This window comes from Taibaiella sp. KBW10, from assembly GCF_003852495.1.
In the GTDB taxonomy this organism is placed as follows: Bacteria; Bacteroidota; Bacteroidia; order Chitinophagales; family Chitinophagaceae; genus Edaphocola.
Genome location: NZ_QAJI01000002.1, coordinates 21668 through 43438, shown reverse-complemented (window position 1 = coordinate 43438; position 21771 = coordinate 21668). Strand labels below are relative to the sequence as shown.

The 21771-nt window shown below is 42.1% G+C and carries 20 protein-coding genes; 13 read left to right on the top strand and 7 right to left on the bottom strand.

Annotated elements, in window-relative coordinates:
• Nucleotides 1–9: 9 nt before the first annotated feature.
• Both DBR32_RS03550 and DBR32_RS03545 read left to right on the top strand, forming a co-directional pair.
• Nucleotides 10–909 carry a DUF5777 family beta-barrel protein gene (locus DBR32_RS03550; RefSeq protein ID WP_124634929.1) on the top strand — a complete coding sequence of 300 codons (900 nt, stop codon included), beginning with the start codon at nucleotides 10–12 and terminating at the stop codon, nucleotides 907–909.
• 94 nt (nucleotides 910–1003) lie between these two features.
• Nucleotides 1004–2077, top strand: a complete 1074-nt coding sequence (locus DBR32_RS03545; protein WP_124634928.1) for a PA0069 family radical SAM protein — start codon at nucleotides 1004–1006, stop codon at nucleotides 2075–2077.
• An 89-nt stretch (nucleotides 2078–2166) separates the two neighbouring features.
• On the opposite strand, the gene rny is transcribed toward DBR32_RS03545, so the two are convergent.
• Nucleotides 2167–3744, bottom strand: a complete 1578-nt coding sequence (gene rny, locus DBR32_RS03540; RefSeq protein ID WP_124634927.1) for a ribonuclease Y — start codon at nucleotides 3742–3744, stop codon at nucleotides 2167–2169.
• Nucleotides 3745–3999: 255 nt separating this feature from the next.
• On the opposite strand from rny, the gene DBR32_RS03535 reads away from it, so the two are divergent.
• Complete coding sequence (locus DBR32_RS03535; RefSeq protein ID WP_124634926.1) at nucleotides 4000–4866, top strand: bifunctional 5,10-methylenetetrahydrofolate dehydrogenase/5,10-methenyltetrahydrofolate cyclohydrolase; 867 nt, start codon at nucleotides 4000–4002, stop codon at nucleotides 4864–4866.
• A 147-nt stretch (nucleotides 4867–5013) separates the two neighbouring features.
• Entirely contained in the window at nucleotides 5014–6147 is a 1134-nt protein-coding gene (locus tag DBR32_RS03530) for a T9SS type A sorting domain-containing protein (RefSeq protein ID WP_124634925.1), read from the top strand.
• On the opposite strand, the gene hxpB is transcribed toward DBR32_RS03530, so the two are convergent.
• Both hxpB and DBR32_RS03520 read right to left on the bottom strand, forming a co-directional pair.
• Nucleotides 6144–6806, bottom strand: a complete 663-nt coding sequence (gene hxpB / locus DBR32_RS03525) for a hexitol phosphatase HxpB (RefSeq protein ID WP_124634924.1) — start codon at nucleotides 6804–6806, stop codon at nucleotides 6144–6146. The genes DBR32_RS03530 and hxpB overlap by 4 nt on opposite strands.
• Before the next feature lie 29 nt (nucleotides 6807–6835).
• Nucleotides 6836–7693, bottom strand: a complete 858-nt coding sequence (locus tag DBR32_RS03520; RefSeq protein WP_124634923.1) for a DUF6089 family protein — start codon at nucleotides 7691–7693, stop codon at nucleotides 6836–6838.
• 121 nt (nucleotides 7694–7814) lie between these two features.
• Between DBR32_RS03520 and DBR32_RS03515 the strand changes: the two genes are divergently transcribed.
• The 5 genes from DBR32_RS03515 (at nucleotide 7815) to DBR32_RS03500 (ending at nucleotide 11479) form a co-directional block, all read left to right on the top strand.
• Complete coding sequence (locus tag DBR32_RS03515) at nucleotides 7815–8471, top strand: DUF2461 domain-containing protein (RefSeq protein ID WP_124634922.1); 657 nt, start codon at nucleotides 7815–7817, stop codon at nucleotides 8469–8471.
• 7 nt (nucleotides 8472–8478) lie between these two features.
• Entirely contained in the window at nucleotides 8479–9663 is a 1185-nt protein-coding gene (locus DBR32_RS03510) for a GlmU family protein (RefSeq protein ID WP_124634921.1), read from the top strand.
• 21 nt (nucleotides 9664–9684) lie between these two features.
• Entirely contained in the window at nucleotides 9685–10446 is a 762-nt protein-coding gene (tpiA, locus tag DBR32_RS03505) for a triose-phosphate isomerase (RefSeq protein WP_124634920.1), read from the top strand.
• A 60-nt stretch (nucleotides 10447–10506) separates the two neighbouring features.
• Nucleotides 10507–10650 carry a hypothetical protein gene (locus DBR32_RS15545; protein ID WP_158605898.1) on the top strand — a complete coding sequence of 48 codons (144 nt, stop codon included), beginning with the start codon at nucleotides 10507–10509 and terminating at the stop codon, nucleotides 10648–10650.
• Between the two features lie 463 nt (nucleotides 10651–11113).
• Nucleotides 11114–11479, top strand: a complete 366-nt coding sequence (locus tag DBR32_RS03500; protein WP_124634919.1) for a hypothetical protein — start codon at nucleotides 11114–11116, stop codon at nucleotides 11477–11479.
• 110 nt (nucleotides 11480–11589) lie between these two features.
• Here the strand turns inward: DBR32_RS03500 and DBR32_RS03495 are convergent, their stop codons facing one another.
• The 3 genes from DBR32_RS03495 to DBR32_RS03485 are packed head-to-tail and all read right to left on the bottom strand — an operon-like array spanning nucleotide 11590 to nucleotide 13009.
• On the bottom strand, nucleotides 11590–12264 hold the full coding sequence (locus DBR32_RS03495; protein ID WP_199724342.1) for a DUF1345 domain-containing protein: 675 nt from the start codon (nucleotides 12262–12264) through the stop codon (nucleotides 11590–11592).
• Between the two features lie 13 nt (nucleotides 12265–12277).
• Nucleotides 12278–12583, bottom strand: coding sequence for a DUF59 domain-containing protein (locus DBR32_RS03490; protein WP_124634918.1), 306 nt, complete (start codon nucleotides 12581–12583; stop codon nucleotides 12278–12280).
• A gap of 9 nt (nucleotides 12584–12592) precedes the next feature.
• On the bottom strand, nucleotides 12593–13009 hold the full coding sequence (locus DBR32_RS03485; RefSeq protein ID WP_124634917.1) for a SufE family protein: 417 nt from the start codon (nucleotides 13007–13009) through the stop codon (nucleotides 12593–12595).
• A 139-nt stretch (nucleotides 13010–13148) separates the two neighbouring features.
• Between DBR32_RS03485 and DBR32_RS03480 the strand changes: the two genes are divergently transcribed.
• Both DBR32_RS03480 and argS read left to right on the top strand, forming a co-directional pair.
• Complete coding sequence (locus DBR32_RS03480; RefSeq protein ID WP_199724341.1) at nucleotides 13149–14375, top strand: exo-beta-N-acetylmuramidase NamZ domain-containing protein; 1227 nt, start codon at nucleotides 13149–13151, stop codon at nucleotides 14373–14375.
• A 102-nt stretch (nucleotides 14376–14477) separates the two neighbouring features.
• Nucleotides 14478–16262, top strand: coding sequence for an arginine--tRNA ligase (argS, locus tag DBR32_RS03475; RefSeq protein WP_124634915.1), 1785 nt, complete (start codon nucleotides 14478–14480; stop codon nucleotides 16260–16262).
• A gap of 51 nt (nucleotides 16263–16313) precedes the next feature.
• Here argS and DBR32_RS03470 read toward each other — a convergent pair whose 3' ends face one another.
• Complete coding sequence (locus DBR32_RS03470; protein ID WP_124634914.1) at nucleotides 16314–17153, bottom strand: VanW family protein; 840 nt, start codon at nucleotides 17151–17153, stop codon at nucleotides 16314–16316.
• A gap of 211 nt (nucleotides 17154–17364) precedes the next feature.
• Between DBR32_RS03470 and DBR32_RS03465 the strand changes: the two genes are divergently transcribed.
• A complete protein-coding gene (locus tag DBR32_RS03465; RefSeq protein WP_124634913.1) occupies nucleotides 17365–18975 on the top strand; it encodes a DUF349 domain-containing protein in 1611 nt (536 codons plus the stop codon).
• 147 nt (nucleotides 18976–19122) lie between these two features.
• Nucleotides 19123–21738, top strand: a complete 2616-nt coding sequence (alaS, locus tag DBR32_RS03460) for an alanine--tRNA ligase (RefSeq protein WP_124634912.1) — start codon at nucleotides 19123–19125, stop codon at nucleotides 21736–21738.
• Nucleotides 21739–21771: the final 33 nt, after the last annotated feature.

Here is a 21771-nt window from a genome sequence, read left to right as displayed (position 1 = left end):
TATATTGATATGAACTTTACCAAAAAGGCAATTGCCTTAATCGCGCTGCTTGGGCTCAGTCAAGGCCTGTTACACGCACAGACCGATTCTACACAAAGTAATATGTTGTCAGAAATCGATAAATTGAATGACGCCAACAACCCTAAAAGTTCTGAGCGAGTATCTGCTACTTTTAAAGGAATCTATATTCAAAATTTCCAAAGCGTAGAAAACATTGGAAAGGGCGTGCTGCAGATCATGTTTATGCACCGATTCGGAAGAATCAACCAAGGCGCTTATGAATTTTTTGGTCTTGATAATGCTACTACCCGTTTTGGTTTAGATTACGGTGTCACCAAAGATCTGATGGTTTCCCTGGGGCGTAGTTCCTACGGAAAATCCTTCGATTTGTCAGCTAAATATAAAGTGCTGGCTCAAACACAGGATAATAAAATGCCGGTAACCCTGAGTGTGTATCCGGGTTTAACCTTTTCTACTTTAAAACAACCGGGTAAAGACTGGTATAAAGATAAACATCGCTTTGTCTATTTTGCACAAGCCTTGCTTGCGCGTAAATTCAACGAAAACTTTTCGGCGCAGATTATACCCACCTTCATTCACTATAATCTGGTCGCAACCCCTGCCGACAAAAACGATATTTTTGCAGTGGGTATAGGAGGGCGCTATAAGCTGACCAAACGCCTTAGTATTAACGCAGAGTATAGTTATATGCCCGATAAGCAGGTAAGCTCTGCAAAGGTCTATAATGGCCTCTCTGTAGGTGTAGATTTAGAGACAGGCGGACACGTTTTTCAGTTTATTGTCTCAAACTCTCGAAGCATGACGGTACCGGGTTATGTAGCCGGTAATACGGATAGCTGGAGGGATGGCGGTATTTTCTTCGGATTTAACCTGTCACGGGTATTCTAAACAAAATATAGTAATAAAATAAATACAAAACGGTGCATAACTTGCACCGTTTTTTGCATTTATAATAAGGGCTTCTCTTTAATTTTATGTGGTGATGGAAGAGCAGCAACATGAATTTATAAAAGGTAGGGGAGCACAGTTCAACCCGCAAAACCGGTTTAGCCGCCAGGCATACGAACAGGGAAACTATGAACAAGAAGAGGACTGGGAAGCTGTTAGGAAACAGCCTACTCAAATTCTGCTGGATAATAGTAAGAATGTCGTAAACAAATTGAATATCCCGGATGTACCTTTAGACTATTCTATTAATCCTTATCAGGGTTGTGAACATGGTTGTATTTATTGCTATGCCCGTAATACACACGAATATTGGGGCTATAGCGCCGGTATTGATTTTGAAACAAAGATCATCGCCAAGCATAACGCTGCAGAGTTGTTACGGAAGACTTTTGAGAAGAAAATATGGAAACCTGCGGTAATCTCTTTATCGACCAATACAGACTGTTATCAACCGGCAGAACGTAAACTGCGCCTGACCCGCCAAATCCTTGAAGTATGCCTGGAGTATAAAAATCCCGTAAGTGTGCTCACGAAGAATGCTTTAGTCTTAAGAGATATGGATGTATTGCAAGACCTTGCGGCAGAGCGCCTGGTACAGGTGGCTAGTTCCATCACCACCACGCAAGAGTCGCTAAGACAGGTATTAGAACCCCGTACCAGCACAATAAAGACCCGGTTAAGCATCATCGAAACCTGTGCTAAACATAATATTCCCACCGGGGTTATGTTTGCACCAATTATACCCGGGCTTAACGATCAGGATATGTATGAAGTATTGCAAAAAGCTTCAGACGCGGGCGCTTATTGGGCTGGATATACCATCGTAAGGCTAAATGGCGCCATAGAGCCTATTTTTAAAGATTGGTTGCAAAAAGCATTTCCCGACCGGGCAGAAAAGGTATGGCATCATATCCAAAGCTGCCACGGGGGTAAAGTAAGTGATAGCAGGCCGGGCGTCAGGATGCGTGGAGAAGGAGAAATGGCTACGATTATCCGGCAGCAATTCAAACTCTATTGCCATAAATTAGGCTTGAATAAAACAAGTTTTGCTTATAATATGGAAGCTTTCAGACGGCCCCCTAAAAACGGGCAATTAAGCTTGTTTTAGCCTGGGACCATAAAAAGGGAATGGACCTAAAAGCAATTGGGATGGTATCATAGATGCCATCCCAATTGCTTTTAATATATGAACGCTGTTTAGCGTGCTACATTTACCGCTCTTTTCTCCCGGATTACGGTAACCTTTACCTGACCCGGATATTGCATTTCTTTCTGGATCTTATCGGCAATCTCGAAGCTTAAACGGTCGCTGTCGGCATCCGTTACTTTATCAGCTTCCACAATCACACGCAACTCACGGCCGGCCTGGATGGCATAGGCTTTTTCTACACCATTGTACGCAACGGCAAGATTCTCTAAGTCTTTAATACGTTGTAAATAGCTTTGCATGATCTCGCGACGGGCACCCGGACGGGCACCGCTGATGGCATCACAAGCCTGGATAATCGGGGAGATGATATAGGCCATTTCCATTTCATCATGGTGTGCGCCAATGGCATTGACTACGGCTGGATGTTCTCCGCATTTCTCCGCTAATTTGGCACCTAACAAGGCATGGCTTAATTCTGTTTCTTCATCAGGTACTTTACCAATATCATGCAGCAAACCGGCACGTTTCGCCAATTTGACCACTTTTTGTCCAAGACCCAGTTCTGCAGCCATGATCCCACATAGGTTAGCGGTTTCTTTAGAGTGCATCAATAAGTTTTGTCCATAGGAAGAACGGAAACGCATTTTACCGATCATTCTTACCAGGTCTTTATGTAAACCATGAATACCCAATTCAATAATGGTGCGTTCGCCGATTTCCATTACCTGGTCTTCAATTTGTTTTTTCGTTTTTTCTACCACCTCTTCAATACGGGCTGGGTGTATACGGCCATCCTGTACCAAACGCTGGAGTGATAAACGTGCGATTTCTCTTCTTAGCGGGTCGAAACAACTCAAAACGATCGCTTCCGGGGTATCATCAATCACTAAATCGACGCCGGTTGCGGCTTCTAAAGCACGGATATTACGCCCTTCACGACCAATGATCTGTCCTTTGATCTCATCGCTTTCCAGGTTGAATACCGTAATGGCATTCTCAATGGTTTGTTCCGCAGCAACCCTTTGAATACTTTGAATAACAATTTTCTTCGCTTCTTTGCTGGCATTGGTTTTAGCCTGCTCAACAATTTCCTGAATATGACCCATAGCACTTGTGCGGGCTTCTTCTTTCATGGCTTCAACCAATTCTCCTTTAGCTTCTTCTGCAGAAAGGTTGGCAATCTTTTCCAAACGTTTGATCTGTTCTTCCTGATGTTTGTCTAATTCTGCTCTTTTGATTTTTGCCGATTCGATTTGGTCGGTTAATTCCGTCTTTAACTCTGTATTCTCGTTAATTTGGGTCTGAACAGACTTTAATTTATCATTGAGGGACTGTTCTTTTTGCTTTAACCGGCCTTCTGCTTCGTTATTTTTTTGTGTTCTGATTAAGGATTCTTTCTCGTGTTCTGTTTTTAACTGTAGAAAATGTTCTTTTGCTTCCAGTATTTTTTTCTCTTTTAAGGTTTCCGCGTGAATTTTTGCGTCTTCTTTAATTTTCTCGGCTTGTTGCTCTGCTTCTTGTACTCTGAGGGCTGTATTTTTAGCAAATAGCATTTTTCCTATGAAAATACCTACCGCTACAGCGACCAAAGCTACAATCGCGGTGACGATTGCGATGTTGTCCATTGTATGTAAATTGTTCTTTTGGGTTTGTAAATATGTTAAAAATATATAAAATGTCTTATAAGACACTATAACCTGCGAAGTTAATTTATTTTTTGTTTTTTTGAGATATAAGGAGTTTTAATTTGAAAGAAGAAGATATTTTATACGGGCTAAGGTACTAGCCCCGTTTAAGCCCCTGTTTATTTTTACATTTTTACCCCTAATTTTTACCTTGCGGGGCTGCGATTCCATCTTATTTTATCTTAATTTTGCCCCATGCAATTATTAGACGGTATCAAAGTATCCAATGCTATTCTAGAAGACATTAAAAATGAAGTAGATAGCCGCATCAAAAATCATAAAAAGCGGCCGCATTTAGCAGCCATCCTTGTGGGTGATAATCCGGCGAGCCAGACTTATGTGGGGGCTAAGGTAAAAACCTGTGAGTATGTAGGATTTCAATCTACCTTATCCAAATTAGCAGATGATGCTTCGGAAGCTGAATTGTTAGCTTTAATTGAAAAATATAATAATGATGCTGATATAGATGGTATTTTAGTGCAATTGCCCTTGCCAAGACATATTTCTGAAGATAAAGTGATTAATACCATTAGTCCGCTTAAAGACGTAGACGGTTTTCACCCGGTAAGCATCGGTAAGATGGTTTTGGGGCAGGATACGTTTATTCCTGCGACCCCCAATGGTATTATGATGATGCTGGCACATTATAATATTGACACAAGCGGTATGCATTGTGTGGTGATCGGAAGAAGCAATATTGTGGGTACGCCGATGAGCTTACTTATGAGCCGGAATACAAACCCGGGAAACTGTACCGTAACAATGTGTCATTCCAAAACAAAAAACCTGAAGGAAATGTGTCTGCAGGCAGATATCATAGTGGCCGCTATCGGCAGACCAAACTATGTGACCGCTGATATGGTAAAACCCGGAGCGATTATTATTGATGTGGGGATTAACCGCATCGAAGATGCCAGTAAGAAATCGGGTTTCCGTTTAGTGGGCGATGTAGATTTTGAAGCTGTAAAAGAAAAAAGCAGTTATATTACCCCTGTACCCGGCGGTGTGGGTAAAATGACCATCTGTGCTTTAATGAAAAATACACTATTGGCCTGTAATTAATACAGACCTTTCTGCTTAATTGATGTCCTTGTATCATAATCTCGTTAAATGATGATTATGTTACGAGGACATTTCTCTTTTTTTGATGAATAAATTCTTTATTTATCAATATTCCAGTATCTTAGATGTGAATATTTGATATATATTATGAGAAAAATATTATTTTTACTGTGTGCCTTTTTGAGCATCCTGTTTCATTCCTTTAATGTACAGGCGCAATTTGCACCCTTAGGCGCAGAGTGGACCTATCGGGGTGTTTATGTTTCTTTAGGAGGCTCGGGTCGGGAAAGCCTGCTGAAATATAAATGTACCCAAGTTGACACCGTTGACGGTAAATCAATCAAGACCCTTGCTTATACTGCATACACGCAAAATTTGCAATATGGAAGCTGGGGCGCCTATCCTTATATCAGCAATCGCGATACATTTGAGAAGAGCTACAAACTCTATGAAACACAGGATACTATTTTTGTATATAATTCTCTTTTTCAGCGGTATACACCATTATATATCTTCAATGTCCAAGAAGGGGATACCCTTAGAATACCAATCCTCGATACCATTGCCGGAGGCGTAAACCGTACACCGCAAGGAGATTCTGTTACCGTATTGATTGTGGATTCTATTCGTAATGTAAATTATGCAGGAACAATTGCAGAAACCTATTATGTGACGAATTATTACGGAGATACTACCGGGATGGACTGGAGTAATATGAATGGAGCGCAGGATCTCCCTAATCCTATTCAAAACTGGGCTTATGATGTAGGATATGCTCCTCTTCCATCTGGAACTGGACTGGCTATTGCTCATGGGGCATATACCCGTCTTTTTGGAGGGCTGGGTGCGGGCGTTATCCCCAATAGGTTTTTTATACCGCCGACAGGTTCCATTGTCGAGTTCGAGTTGCCTATAGATAAGATTTTCTGTTTTAGTAACGATACCGTTTCCTTTAGCCGGAATATAAATATATCCTGCGATACATTCCAGCATAACAGAACGGTATCGCTCAAAGAGGTAAGCGCGGCGCAACAAATCCGGATCTATCCCAACCCATCCTCAGGACAATTCCTGATCGAATCGGATAAGCCATTTGGGAAGAACAGCAGTTTCTCTGTGATTGATATTTTAGGAAAAACGGTTATTGCCCAAACCTCGTTGACCCAAAAGCAGCAGTATGCCGTCCATACGGGAGCATTGAATGCCGGTATTTATTTTGTTGTATTGGAGATAGAAGGGCAGCGATATTATAAGAAAATGATCATCAGCAAAGCGCATTAAGCTTCTAGCAGACGAATATAATCGGCATAAGAAAAGTCTTCCAGGCTTGACAGTACCTGATCTGCGAGGCCAAATTTCGAACTATTGATCTGCGTGCGTTCCGGCACCGCCACCAATATCATTCTGGCCGCTTTAGCGGCGATCATACCATTAACAGAGTCCTCAAAAGCAACGCATTTCCAGGGAAGGGCGTTCAATGCACTGGCACATTGCAAATAAACTTCCGGATGCGGTTTTCCTTGTACGCAGGTATCTGCAGAGCAAATGGCTTTAAAATAAGTGCTTAGGGCAAAATGATCTAAAAGCTGATGCACCATTCTGGCTGGGGAAGAAGTGGCCACGCCTAAATGCACCTGATGTTGTGTAAAGTCTTCTAATAAAGGCAATACACCGGGCATGATCTTTCCTTTACGGATCGTTCGGGCTATAATATCATCTATGATATCTTCTGCAATCATTTGCGCCCTTGCTGCATCGTGCCAGCCAAAACGCTCATTCCAGAATTCCGTTACTTCATAGATGCGTAGACCCTTTGTGTGTCGTAACAAATCCGTAGAAATGTCAATGCCATGAGCCTTTGCTACTTCATACATACTTTCTACCCATAAAACGGGGTCTGTATCAAAAAGCAGGCCATCCATATCAAATATTGCCGCCATAAAACTGATCGTCTGAAAAATCGAGAAAATTAATAATTATCCCATAAAGGGCTGTTGGAAGGACATTTATAGGTCTTCAACTGAAAAGAAAGCGTGATCTGACCAACCAAGTATTGGTCTATTGTCGCATTATCACCTCTTTGTTTTCCTATCCTGCCCAGTTTTTGGCCATTCACGATTTTGGAAGGATCTTGCAATAAAGAAGCCGTGTTTGCATTGCCGCTGGGGGTAAAACTATTAACGCCCACATAGCTTTGACTGACATCATCCAGGTAATCAGTAAAGGCAAATCGGTGTACGACCTCTACGCCCAGGTTTACACCGGGAGCCAGCCAACACTTAATGCCCGCTCCGAAAGGAACAACCGCATTGATCTTATTATACCTTCTGTTACGGTAGTCCGTCAAGTTCTGTCCCTCGGTTCCTAAAGGTTGCAGGTATGTTTTCTTTCCATTGTGCATCACAAAAGGATTCGAGTATAAAGCACCTACACCAAGCACCATATAAGGGGTATATCTACGGTCTATATTGCCCGTTTGGAAACGAAAGAAATTAAATTCACCAATCACTGTAGCCTCCAGGAGATTGTTCTGAAAACTCAGGTTCCGGGTTTGCTGATAGGCATTACTGGAATAGCTGTCTTTATAGCCCAATTGTACATAGGAAAGCCCTACCCGAAGCGAAATGTAGGGATTAAAGTAATAACGATAAAAAATACCTCCGGCAGGTCTGATGTTTTTGAATCCGTATTCAGGGTTGAGGTCTCCAAAGTATTGTGCGGCACCGGCCATAATCCCGTATTCCTGGCGTTCAAAAAATTTTTGCGCGTTGGATACGATACTGCTCCCGATACATACTGCCAATACCATGAATTTTTTTAATCGCATAAGGTTACTTTACAGAGTTAAAACGCGAATTTACACTTTTATTGTATAAGCCCATTTTTGGATGAGCAATATTAGTAAAATGGTTGTAATTTCACAGCATCTGTATATTTAAAACATAGCTATGAGTCTAGAGCGTAACCTCGCGTTCCTGCAAGCGCTGAGTGAGCATAATGATAAATCATGGATGGACGAGCACCGCAAGTGGTATGAGGAAGAAAAAAAGTCTTTCGAATCCTTTGTAGGAGCAGTGATCGCAGCGATCGCTGCTTTTGATCCGGCGATCGGTGACCTGTTGCCAAAAGATTGTATCTTCCGGATCAACAGAGATATTCGGTTCTCAAAAGATAAAAGCCCTTATAAAAATAATTTTGGCGCATCTTTTTCAGATGGGGGTAAAAAAAGCCCTAAAGCCGGTTATTACATTCATATCCAACCCGATCAATGTTTTCTGGGTGGCGGCATGTGGATGCCAGAAGCGCAAACGCTTAAAAACATACGCCAGGAGATCGATTATAATTTTGAACACTTTCAGCAGATAATTAACCATAAGGAATTTGCTACTTATTTTAAAAAAATAGATGGCGACAGGTTATCCAGGCCTCCTAAAGGTTATGAGGAGACCAACCCTGCTATAGAATTTCTGAAACATAAAAGTTTTACGGTGGGGCTGCGCTTGAGTAATAAGCAAGTGCAACAAAAGGATTTTGTAGAATATTGTGGCAAAGCATTTGCTGCCATGAAGCCTTTTGTCGACTTTTTGAACCAATCTTTAGATTAATGTATCCATGAACCTTATTTTATTTGATACCCAAGTAATACATCAATTATTACCTTTTACCCATACGCGCCCTATTGCCGATATCCGTTGTGGTATCCTCACCATGCGCGGACGATGGGAACTATATTTACAAGCCGTATCGTCAACCGTTTCGGTAACTCCTCTGCAGGAAGTATTTCCGGTAAACTATACAGAAGATAATCTGTACGTCAATGCGCAGGTATTTGCGACACCCGCTTTGGGTATTGTGATCAGCAACCTGAACCCGGGACAAGCCCTGATACAGGACGAAACAATTATTGCACTGCGCAGCGCAGCACAACTTGATTTTGAACAGATCAATAAAGCGTCCTTAAAAGACTTTGAGCCCGTTTTGTTTGGAGAACCTTTTACGCAATTACAAAATGCTTGGGATATTTTTAGCCTTAACGACTATGCCATCCGTGCCGACTTTGCGATCCTCACCCATCAAAAAACAGCTCAGCCCATACCGGAAGAAGTGACCTTGATCGGTAAAGCAGAGGATGTGTTTATTGAAGCAGGAGCGGTGGTTTCGGCCAGTATTTTAAATGCTAAGACCGGACCTATATATATTGCTAAAGATGCAGAGATCATGGAAGGTTGTATGCTGCGTGGCCCATTGGCTTTAGGCGAACATGCAGTAATCAAGATGGGGGCTAAGATCTATGGTGCCACCACGATTGGTGCCGGTAGCAAGGTCGGCGGGGAGATCAGTAACACCGTGTTTTTTGATAATGCCAATAAAGGCCATGACGGTTTTGTCGGCAATGCCGTGATCGGGGAGTGGTGCAACCTGGGTGCCGATACCAATTCCAGCAACCTCAAGAATAATTATGATGAGGTCAGTATCTGGAGCGAATATGAAGATAAAATGGTTAAAACCGGCTTGCAATTCTGCGGCCTGTTGATGGGCGACCATTCTAAATGCGGTATCAATACCATGTTTAATACCGGAACCGTAGTGGGCGTGAGCTGTAATATTTACGGAGGTGATTTTCCGGATAAATATATTCCCTCCTTTAGCTGGGGTGGAAAAAATGATACCGTAACCTATCGTTTCGATAAAGCGATAGATACGGCCAACCGTATGATGGCCCGTAGGGGTAAATCCTTATCTGTGGCAGAAACGACGCTTTTGAAATATATTTTTGATAACAAGAAAACTTTATAAACACACATAAAATTTACCGTGATGACAAGAAAGAAAATAGTTGCCGGCAACTGGAAAATGAATAAGAACTTATTTGAAGGAAAACAGTTGGTGAGCGACATCTTAGAGAGTGGTCTCGAATTACGTGACGATCAGGAAGTAATTATAGCACCCCCTTTTACCAGCCTGGAACTAGCGGCCAGCCAGCTTAAAGATTCAAAAAATATATTCCTGGCTGCGCAGAATTGCCACCAAGAGGCTTCCGGAGCATATACCGGCGAAATCTCGGCCGAAATGTTGAAGGGCTTAGGTGTACGTTATGTAATCTTAGGCCATTCAGAGCGTCGCCAGTATTTCGGAGAAGGAGATGCCCTGTTGGCACAAAAGACAGATATCGTCCTGAAGAATGGTATGAAAGTGATCTTCTGTTGTGGAGAACCTTTGCAGATCCGTGAAGCAGGTACGCAAAATACGTATATTCAGACACAGATCGAACAAGGCTTATTTCATTTAACTGAAGCGGAGTTCAAAAATATTGTGATTGCCTACGAACCCATCTGGGCTATCGGCACAGGCCTGACTGCCAGCGATGAGCAGGCACAGGAAATGCATGCACACATCAGAAGTCTGGTAGCGGCAAAATATGGCGATGCTATTGCCGAGGCAACTTCTATCCTGTATGGCGGAAGCTGTAAGCCTTCCAATGCTGCCGGCTTATTCAGCTGTCCTGATGTGGATGGCGGTCTGATCGGCGGCGCTGCTTTAGTAGCCCAGGATTTTGTTGGTATTATTAAGGCAAGATAATTTAGATGCAATTCATAATAAAAAGCCAGCGCTCAAGCGCTGGCTTTTTATCTTCTATATGTGTTTAATGTACAAGAAGGAGATACGCTTAACCTGTCGGTAATCAGTACCGAATTTCTGTCGGAGAACGACGATGCCCGCGATAGTATCATGTCTTTTACAATTGATTCAGTACGAAAGATCAACTATGGTGGGACTAACTAAAAAATATTATACAGCTACACGGTATGATAGTTTGCTTTGGTCGCAACAGCCCATAAAAGTATCGAATTCATTATTCAACTTTAACGTATAATATCGGCTACCGGCACCTTACAAATCCATCGGATACCAATGATTATTTTTATGAAATGGTCATGATAGGTGCATATTCAGAACAATGGAGAGGGGGGATGGTTTAGTACCTATGAATTATCTATTGGATCGGACAGTAATATCTTCACTACAACTCGAGCCGGATACAGAACAGATCTTAGATGTGTCGCAGCGGACCGTCGGGTATATATTCTGGTCATCGAAATGGAGGAGCGGGAAGGTATCTGTTACATAGTTATACATTCCAATATACATTGTGTACATATAAGTGCAGAGTTATGAGATGGTGGTTCTATGTGCTCAGTTCTCATTATAAATTTGTGGTATTCTTTAACGCTATAAATTTTATTATATGAAAAAAAAGCTGTTTTCTTTATTGTTTATCGGAATGGTATTCGCATCATTTAAAAGCAATGCGATCTGGAGTTATTGCCAATATGCTGTACTGGTAGGTCCTAGTTCCTGGAATCTCTATATAAACAAGGCTTGGTCCGGAGGGCAAAACCAGCTATTTACACATGTACAATATCGGTATTCTCTTTACACACCTTCTTCGGGTACTTGGACCATTACTACGTGGCAGGATTTACCTCCATCAGGTTTTATTGGAAACTCTTCGGCGAACGGTGGTATTAATAACATTGAAATTAGGGAAATATTGTTTTGGACAGAAACGGGTCCCGTTTTTGGGAGACAGTTATATGTAGGTCCCTGTTAAGGAAAGATTTTGTAGTAACATGAAAAGCNNGCTTTTCATGTTACTACAAAAAATAAACGCTATCTTCTGCCTCTTCAATATTGACTGTAAATACTATCTATTGTATCTTTTTACATCAATGCCGCAATAAGGTTGATTGAGAGTGCCACGATAACCGTATTAAAAGCAAAGGCCAGCAGGCAATGGAATAAGACTAGTACTCGCATTGGCTTAGAGGTTACAGAAACATCAGACACCTGAAAAGTCATACCATTCACAAATGAAAAATAAGCAAAATCGAGATAGTCGGGATGTTCTTCTTCCGGAAATTTTAAACCCTTCTTTAAATGCGTGGCATTGCCGGGAGCAGCCATGTAATATAGATGTGCGTAGTGGATTGTAAACAGGGTGTGAAACAAAGTCCAGGAGAGCAACAGGCCACCAAAGCCCACGAGTATATTCATCCAGTCCCGGGTATGTTGGGCTTGTTGATGTTGTTGTACAAATAATAAAATAATAATGCCCAGAGAGGCAATGGTTAGCCCCGCAGCCAGTAAAAATACAAGGGGTGTGCTGGTTTTGAGTACCTGTGCTTCGTCTTTTACCTGTTGGTTATTGATAGAGAAGAACGTGATCCAGAACAATACAACACTACTCAGACAGAAAATGTCCCAGGCCATGAGGATATTGAAAACCAGTGCCCTTTCCGCCTGCCAAAACAGCAAAGCCACAAGGCTTCCCAATAATAAACCGAAAAGCAATTTCGGGGCTGTATGGATCCTGTTGAAGGGTTGCGTTAAAGACATCAGTTCCGTATATTTATAAGAATCCTAATTCCAGCTTCGCTTCCTCTGTCATCATATCTTTTGTCCAGGGTGGATCAAAGGTCAGCTGCACATGTACATCCGACACGCCTTCTACTGCCTGAACCTTTTGCTGTACTTCAAAAATGATATCGCCGGCCACGGGGCATGCCGGAGCTGTTAAGGTCATCGTGATCTGTACCGCATTACTATTGTTAATGTCGATATCATATACCAGGCCCAGTTCATAAATATTTACCGGAAGTTCCGGGTCAAACACGGTATGCAATACCGCAATAATCTTATCTTTCAGGGATTCCATACCGGAAGTTTATTTATTGTAAAGCGCTATTGCGTAGAGTTTCATTTGTTTCAGCATCGAGAGTAAACCATTTGATCTGGTTGGGGATAAATGGCTTTTTAAACCGATCTTATCGATAAAATAAATTTCGGTATCGGCGATCTCTTTTGGAGTATGCCCGCTCAATACCGCTATCATCAGACCCACCAATCCTTTGGTGATGATGGCATCACTATCTGCTGTAAAATGGATTAAACCATCCTTGTAATCTGCATGGAGCCATACCCTGGACTGACAGCCTTTGATCAGGTGGTTTTCCGTTTTATAGGCCTCATCAATCAAAGGCAATTCCTTGCCCAGCTCAATAATGTGTTCATATTTATCCATCCAGTCCTCATAGAAAGCAAACTCTTCTACAATGGCATCCTGTTGTTCGTTGATCGTCATTAAACTTAATGTTTTCAATGGCAAAAATACTTCAAAATTGCATCTGCCAAGGCATAAATTTATGTTGTTGCTTTGCCGTTCGTGATCTTTCCTTATATAAATTTTTACTTTTGCCCTAACTTAGCGTCAAATGATCTGTATGAAGAAAATAGCCCTGGCAGTATCCTGCCTGCTCCTGTTACCCAATATAGCCTGTAAGGCACAGAATGCCAGACGTACTTCCGAAAAAGAAGCGCCTGCTAACCCCCGTGCCAAGCATTCCATAGAAGTAGCTGTAGGTGCAGAGCGGTTTACAGAATACCTGCCACTGCTGCAAGGTAAGCGCGTAGCGGTATTGGTGAACCAAACCTCCCGTGTTGGCGATCAGCTTTTGCCGGATGTTTTACTCGCTAAAGGCGTTAATGTGGTGACCATTTTCTCTCCGGAGCATGGTTTTCGGGGTACCGCCGATGCCGGAGCACATGTGAAAAGCGGAAAAGATGAACAAACAGGGCTGCCGGTTATCTCCCTGTATGGCGATAATAAGAAACCCAAACCAGAGCAGTTGAAAAATGTGGATGTTGTGATCTATGATTTACAGGATGTGGGTGCGCGTTTCTTTACCTATATATCTTCATTAGAATACCTGCTGGAAGCCTGTTCTGAATCCAAAAAAGAAGTGCTCATTTTAGATAGGCCCAATCCCTTGGGAAATATAGTTGATGGTCCGGTATTGGAAACTAAAAACCGGTCTTTTGTAGGGATGCAGCCCATCCCGATTGCCTATGGCATGACGGCGGGAGAATATGCCAAAATGCTGATCGGCGAAAACTGGATCAAAGCAAAAGATGTTAAACTGACCGTTATTCCTTGCGATAACTACACGCATAAAAGCCTGTATCGTTTACCGGTATCTCCCTCACCCAATCTGAAAAATATGGCGGCGATCTACCTTTATCCATCCTTATGCCTGTTTGAAGGTACGGTGGTTAGCCTGGGCCGCGGTACCGATGCACCTTTTCAACAATACGGGCATCCCGATCTGAAAAACTATACCTATAGCTTTACGCCTAAAAGTATGGAGGGAGCTACCAACCCGCCCCTAAAAGATAAAAAGTGTTTTGGGGAGAAAGTCGCTTCCGATGCTAATACCGCTTATCGTTTGGCAGAAGATAAAGTACAATTGCAATGGTTACTGAAAGCCTATCAAAATTATCCTGATAAAGCCAATTTCTTTAATTCCTTTTTTATTAAGCTGGCCGGTACAGACAAATTGAAAAGCCAGATACAACAAGGGCTTTCTGAAACCGCTATCCGCCAGTCCTGGAAAGCAGACCTCGATAAATTCAAGGCGATCAGGGTCAAATATTTACTGTATGAAGAATAAACAATAAGATTGTGTTTTTGTATAAAAAAGGGATAAGGTTTTCAAAACCTTATCCCTTTTTTGCGGTACCTTTGCAGCTTATATTACAAAAATAAACACATCATGAAATCTTTAGCAGAACAGGTGAAAGTATCGGCAGCAAAGGCTTTTCAATCTTTGTTTCCAGAAGCGAATGTACAAGAAAACGATATTTTGGTTAATGAGACGAAACCCGAATTTAAGGGTGACTATACCATTGTATTATTCCCTTTTGTAAAATCGCTGCGACAAAACCCTGTGGCTTTAGGAAATGCTTTGGGCGCCTGGTTGGTCGATAATAATGAACTGTTCACGGCACATGAAACCGTTTCAGGTTTCTTAAACCTGAGCGTTTCTGATGCTTATTGGAGCACTTTCCTGAGCGATTATACACTCGATACAGATACAAAAGATACCAGCCTGAGCGATAAAAAAGTAATGGTAGAATATTCTTCTCCCAATACCAATAAGCCCTTACACTTAGGGCATTTACGGAACAATTTTTTGGGCAATGCAGTAGCCGGTATTGTGGCTGCGGCCGGAGCCGAAGTGACCAAAACCTGTGTCGTCAATGATAGAGGTGTACACATCTGTAAAAGTATGATTGCCTGGCAGCTGTTTGCCAATGGCGCAACGCCGCAAAGCGAAGGCATCAAGGGCGATCACTTTGTAGGGGATTACTATGTACAATTCAACGACGAATATAAAAGACAAATCAAAGAACTGGTTGCCGGCGGCATGGAAGAAAAACAAGCCGAGCAGGAAGCGCCTATTATGAAAGCCACACAGCAAATGCTGGTGGACTGGGAAGCGGGTAAGCCCGAAGTAATGTCTCTTTGGAATACCATGAATAGCTGGGTGTATGAGGGCTTTGATACGACGTATAAGGCCATTGGCAGTACTTTTGATAAAATATATTATGAAAGCAATACCTATCTTCTGGGTAAAGACCTGGTAGAAGAAGGATTGGCCAAAGGCGTGTTTTACCAAAAAGAAGATGGTAGTGTCTGGATCGATCTTACGACAGACGGGCTCGATGAAAAACTGGTGAGAAGAAAAGATGGCACTTCCGTATACATCACCCAAGATATTGGCCTGGCTGTAGAGAAGCAGAAAGAGTACGGAATCGAAGAAAGTATTTATGTAGTGGGTGATGAACAAAACTATCACTTTAAGGTATTGAAACTGATCTGTCAGAAGTTAGGCTTGCCTGCGGCTGATGGTATCTATCATTTAAGCTACGGAATGGTAGAATTGCCAACAGGGAAAATGAAAAGCCGGGAAGGTACCGTTGTAGATGCAGATGACCTGGTAGCCGAAATGGTGCGCCTGGCGCAGGAGCAAACCGAAGCCGCGGGTAAAACAGAAGGGTTTAGCACAGAAGAGCTGGCTGCTTTATATGAAATGATTGGTTTAGGAGCATTGAAATTTTACCTGCTTCGGGTAGAACCGAAAAAGAAAATGATCTTTAATCCCGAAGAATCTATCGATCTGCATGGCTTTACCGCAACATTCATACAATATGCACATGCGCGGATCTGTTCTGTACTGAGAAAAACGGGCTATCAGGCAACCACTGTTGCGCTTGATACGCATGATATATTCCCGGAAGAAAAAGCATTGTTAGTTCAATTGGAACAATATCCCGCTATCTTGCAACAAGCTGCTGCAGAACTGAATCCAGCCGCCTTGTGTAATTACAGTTTTAAACTGGCACAAGCGTTCAATTCATTTTATGATAAATGCAGTATTGCCAATGCAGAGTCTGCAGCGAAAAAACAATTGCGTTCTGAAATAGCGTCCTTAACGGCCAAAACACTGAAACATGGTTTAGGTTTATTGGGTATCGGTGTACCGGAAAAAATGTAAACAATATTTAGACGTATAAAAGCTAAGGGACTGCNNGCAGTCCCTTAGCTTTTATACTAATCGTTCGTCGGGGTTGTCCGATATCACATACTCTTCAGGAATATAACTGAGCCGGGCAAAATTCTTGGTCAGCAGTTCCGCAGTAACGGTATTCCCCGTCTGCCGGTTTACCTTTTTGCGCCAGATCTCATTCTTCCGGAAAAACTGATCACCAATTTTCAAAAACTGGTGGTCTTCTTCGAAAATGTGGTATTTGTATCTGGGCTCGGCACTTACCCTTAATTCTCCTTCGATTGTTTTATCCGTCAGCCAGATATCGACCTGGTACGTATCATTCGTATTATTCGTAAATTGATAATCGATATAATTGTAAAATATAGCGGCACCGCTTCCAAAAGGCAATACCCTTCCTTCATCAGGAAACGGGTCAAACGAATGTTGTGCCCTTTGGGTAACGGTCAGAGGGCTATGGATCACCAGCCAATGGATCATATTGGAGATCTGGCAGATGCCCCCACCAATGCCGGGCCGAGCTTTTCCAAAAGATAATTCCATACCCAGAAGGTATCCTTTTTTTTGAGTAGGTCTACCCACCAATTTGCAAAAAGAGAAGGTCTCACCGGGTTTGATCACAATGCCATTGATGTGCTGTAGTGCTATCCGGAGATTCGTAACCTTATTGAGTTGTAATTGTAATTCACTATTACCCAATTTGCGCAGTAAAGTCGACTGGTGCTTTTTTACCCGGAAGGGCAGCGGTTCTTGCTGGTAGGCTTTGGTAAAAGTCTTATTGCCCAGATACCATTTAGCATAAGTGCGTATTCTCCGGTACCATACCGCAAGAAAGTAAAGGATAGGATGCCTTTGACTGAGTAATTTTCTTTGTTTCACTAAAGGTTTTTCGGTTAATAAATAGTTAGTTAAATATGAAGGAAAATTCCATGTTTTCGAGGGGTTTTAAAACGGGAATCAGCGATCCATATTATCGTAAATGTACTCAATTTATAATTTTTCATAAATCTTAATATTTTTGATATATTATAATTAATATTGTATCATTGTATAAGATATTTTTAATAGTGAATCTTATTTCTCAGAAACGATGGAAAATACTACGAACCAAGAAACGCCACAAAACGAATCCCCGAATCTTAAAGAAACCATTTGGAGTCAACTTGAGTTTAACGGAAAAGAATTCTGCAAACTAGATGAGTCGGGTAATTTATCGCTCCTTGCTTCAGCACACTATCCGGAAAGGATTTTGTCGACAGTTACCGCTACAAATGCACAAACAGTGGTTAATGCCTTAACCGAAAAATTTAAAGAAGTATTGGCCAAAGCCGATGAACTGAAACAAGAGTTTGCGCAACAGCCGGAGGTCGTGAAACTGCAAGGAAAGGTACAACGCCTTAAAAGCTATTTGATGAATGCCAATGCAGTGGGCGACTACCAACCCTTATTTCAGTTTATTGAAACAAAAGAAACGGAAATCGCCGAGCAACTAAAAAGTAATGAGGCACAGCGAAGGCAATTGGTAGAAAAAGCGATGACCTTGAAAGATTCAGAAGACTGGAAAGCCACGACAGAAGCCTATCGGCAACTGATAGAAGAGTGGAAACAGGCACCTCATGTAGAAAAAGAAATCAATGATAAATTCTGGGAGCAGATAGAGCAGGCACGCAATACTTTTTATGAGAAAAAGCGGGCACACCAGGAAGATGTAGAGAAAGATATGATGCAGAACCTCGATTTGAAAATGGAGATCTGTGAGCAGGCTGAGGCCTTAAGTAATTCAGAAGATTGGAAAAGTTCTTCAGAAGTTTATAAACAACTAATGGAGCGTTGGAAGACGATAGGAAGAGTCGCAACGGTAGATAAAAATGAAGAGTTATGGAGCCGCTTTCTGAATGCAAAAAATAATTTCTTTGACCGGAAAGCCCTGCATCAAGGGCAAATTTTGGTAGAGCAGGAAGGTAATTATGAAGCGAAATTAAAATTAGTAGAGCAGGCCGAAAGTTTGAAGGAGAGTGTCGATTGGAAAGAGACTTCGGCAACCTATGCCACCATCCTTGAGGAATGGAAAGCAATTGGTAAGGTGCCTTTTGAAAAAGCAGATGAGTTATGGAACAGAATGCAGGCGGCTAAAGATCATTTCTTTAATGCAAAACGCCAGCATACTGAAGAGTTTAAAGTAGGACTGGAAGATAATTACGCTCAGAAAAAAGCCCTTGTAGATCGTATTGAGACCATTAAGCATTCCACCAATTGGCGAGATGTAACTACCGAGGTTAATGAACTGATGGCGACCTGGAAGACTATTGGGCCTATTCCGAGAGAATATGGCGATTCACTTTGGGAGCAATTTATTTCCGCAAGGCAACACTTTTTTAAACGGAAAGATGAAGACCGGGATGCCCGCAAAAACCGCTTTGTGCAGCAAATTCAAAATCGTTTGGTACAAAGCAAAAGCTTCTTGGCGACTATAGAAGAGGAATTGCAGGAAGAAGAATCCAAGTGGACAGAATTTACAGAGATCCTGGCACAGACCGGCGAAGAAGATGCGAAAGATGCAGAGATCAAACAAAATCTGAAAAACCTGGTGGCGCAGATTGAAAAGCGGCTTCCGGGCAGAAAGGCCAAAATAGAAGAAGTAAAGGCGCAAATAGCCGAACTGGAACAAAAAATAAATGAAAACGATCATAAAGAATCGTAATCTTCGGAAAATAACATAAAAGACAAAAGAGCATCAGACTGATGCTCTTTTTATATTGTACTTATTTAAGCCGGTATATAATATAATTCTATACTACAGACCAAAAAATGACGTAATTTTGTCGCAATTTTCAAATTAAAAACAGCAATGACTTCTTCTGAGATACGGCAACAGTTTTTAGATTTTTTTAAGTCTAAAGAGCATACAATAGTTCCTTCTGCACCCATTGTGGTAAAAAACGACCCTACCTTATTGTTTATCAACTCCGGTATGGCACCCTTTAAAGATTATTTTTTAGGCAACAAACCGGCGCCGCATAAACGCATCGCAGATACTCAAAAGTGTTTGCGCGTAAGTGGTAAGCATAACGACCTGGAAGAAGTAGGTGTAGATACCTACCACCATACCATGTTTGAAATGCTGGGTAACTGGAGTTTTGGAGACTATTTTAAAAAAGAAGCAATTGCCTGGAGTTGGGAGTTGCTGACAGAGGTCTATAAACTGGATAAAGACAAGCTTTATGTAACCGTTTTTGAAGGCGATGAAAAAGAAGGATTATCTTTTGACCAGGAGGCCTATGACGAGTGGAAAAAATATATTGCGGAAGACCGTATTCTGAAGGGAAATAAAAAAGATAACTTCTGGGAAATGGGCGATACCGGTCCTTGTGGCCCTTGCTCTGAAATACATGTGGATTGCCGTTCTGAAGAAGAACGCAAAACCGTAAATGGCGCAGATCTGGTAAATGCAGACCATCCGCAGGTAATTGAGATCTGGAATAATGTATTTATGGAGTTTAACCGCCTGAAAGACGGAAGCCTTCAGAAATTACCGGCGCAACATGTGGATACCGGAATGGGTTTTGAACGTTTGGTGCGTGTATTGCAAAGCAAACAAAGCAACTATGATACCGATGTTTTTACCGGTACCATTGCCGCGATTGAAAAGATTACGAAACAAACCTACGACCGTAGTGATAGCAAAGAAGCAGTTGCCTTCCGTGTATTGAGCGATCATATCCGGGCCATCTCCTTTACCATTGCCGACGGGCAGTTGCCTTCCAATACTGGTGCGGGTTATGTGATACGCCGTATTTTGCGCAGAGCAGTGCGTTATTACTATTCCTATTTAGGCTATAAATCACCTTTGTTATTCCAATTGATTCCTACTATTGCCGCTCAGTTTGAGCAGGTATTCCCTGAATTGAAGCAGCAGGAAGATTTTGTAACCAAAGTGATCAGAGAAGAAGAAGATGCGTTCCTGCGTACCTTGGAAAAGGGTTTGAAGAAAATGGACGACATCATCGAGAAAGAAAAAAATAGTAAATTAATCGGTGGAAAAGAAGCCTTTGAATTATATGATACTTACGGATTCCCTTTAGATCTGACCCGTTTGATTGCCGTTGAAAACGAATTGAACGTAGATGAAAAAGGGTTTGAGGCAGAAATGCTGGAGCAGAAAAACCGCTCCCGTAAAGCTACCGCGATTGATGCCGAAGATTGGACGGTGTTGAAAGATGCGGCCAAAACAAGTTTTGTCGGTTATGATGATTTGAACATCATGACGCAGGTTGTGAAATATAGAAAAGTAACCGCAAAAAATAAAGAACAATTCCAGATCGTACTGGAAGCGACGCCTTTTTATGCCGAAAGCGGCGGACAGGTAGGCGATAGAGGGGTGCTGGTATTTGGTACAGAAGAGATCGAGGTTACGGATACTAAAAAAGAGAATGATCTGATCATTCATTTTGCGGATAAATTACCGGCCGACATTAATGCCGAGGTCAATGCGAAAGTAGATTTCGAAAAGCGTTTATTTACCATGTACAACCATACTGCGACACACTTGCTGCATGCGGCATTGAAACAAGTATTGGGTGCGCATGTAAACCAAAAAGGTTCTTTAGTAAATGAAGATATTTTGCGCTTTGATGTATCCCATTTTGCAAAAGTGACGGATGAGGAATTGAAATTAGTGATGGCGATTGTAAACCAAAAGATCAGGGAGAATATTCCGGTAGTGATCAAAGAAATGCCTAAGGAAGAAGCCCTGAAATCGGGTGCCATGGCTTTGTTTGGCGAAAAATATGGCGATACCGTGCGTGTCGTGACCATTGATCCGGAATTTTCGGTAGAACTTTGTGGCGGTACCCATGTGGGCTATACCGGTATGCTTGGTTCTTTTGTGATCACGGCAGAATCTGCAGTAGCGGCCGGGGTGCGTCGTATTGAAGCCCTGACCGGAGGTGCGGCTTTCCGTTATTTTGCTGATAGGGTAGAGCAAACAAAAGTATTGGTAGAATTACTGAAAACAAAAGATCCGATAAAAACCATTGAGAAATTACTGGAAGATAAAGCGGCACTGGAGAAAAAAGTAGAAGCCTATGAAGCGAAGGAATTGGCTTTAGTGGCTAAGGCTTTAGCCTCCAAAGCAGAAGAAGTAAATGGGGTGCAATACCTGGGGCAGCATATCGAAGTATCCAGCCTGGATGCTTTGAAAAAAGTGGCCTTTGATATGAAACTGCATCTTAAAAATTACTTGGTTGTCCTGACAGCCAATATTGGCGGAAAAGCTTCAGTAGCGATCGCGATCGAAGATGCTTTGGCCACTGCTAAAGACCTGGATGCCGGTAAAATCATTAAGCAACACATTGCGCCCCTGATCAAGGGCGGCGGCGGCGGACAGAAAGCGTTGGCTACTGCTGGCGGACAGGATGTAAGCCAGTTGAACGAGGTGCTGGCTGTAGTAAAAAGTTTATTGTAATTCATAAGGGAACTTTCCTTTTAAAATAAGAGT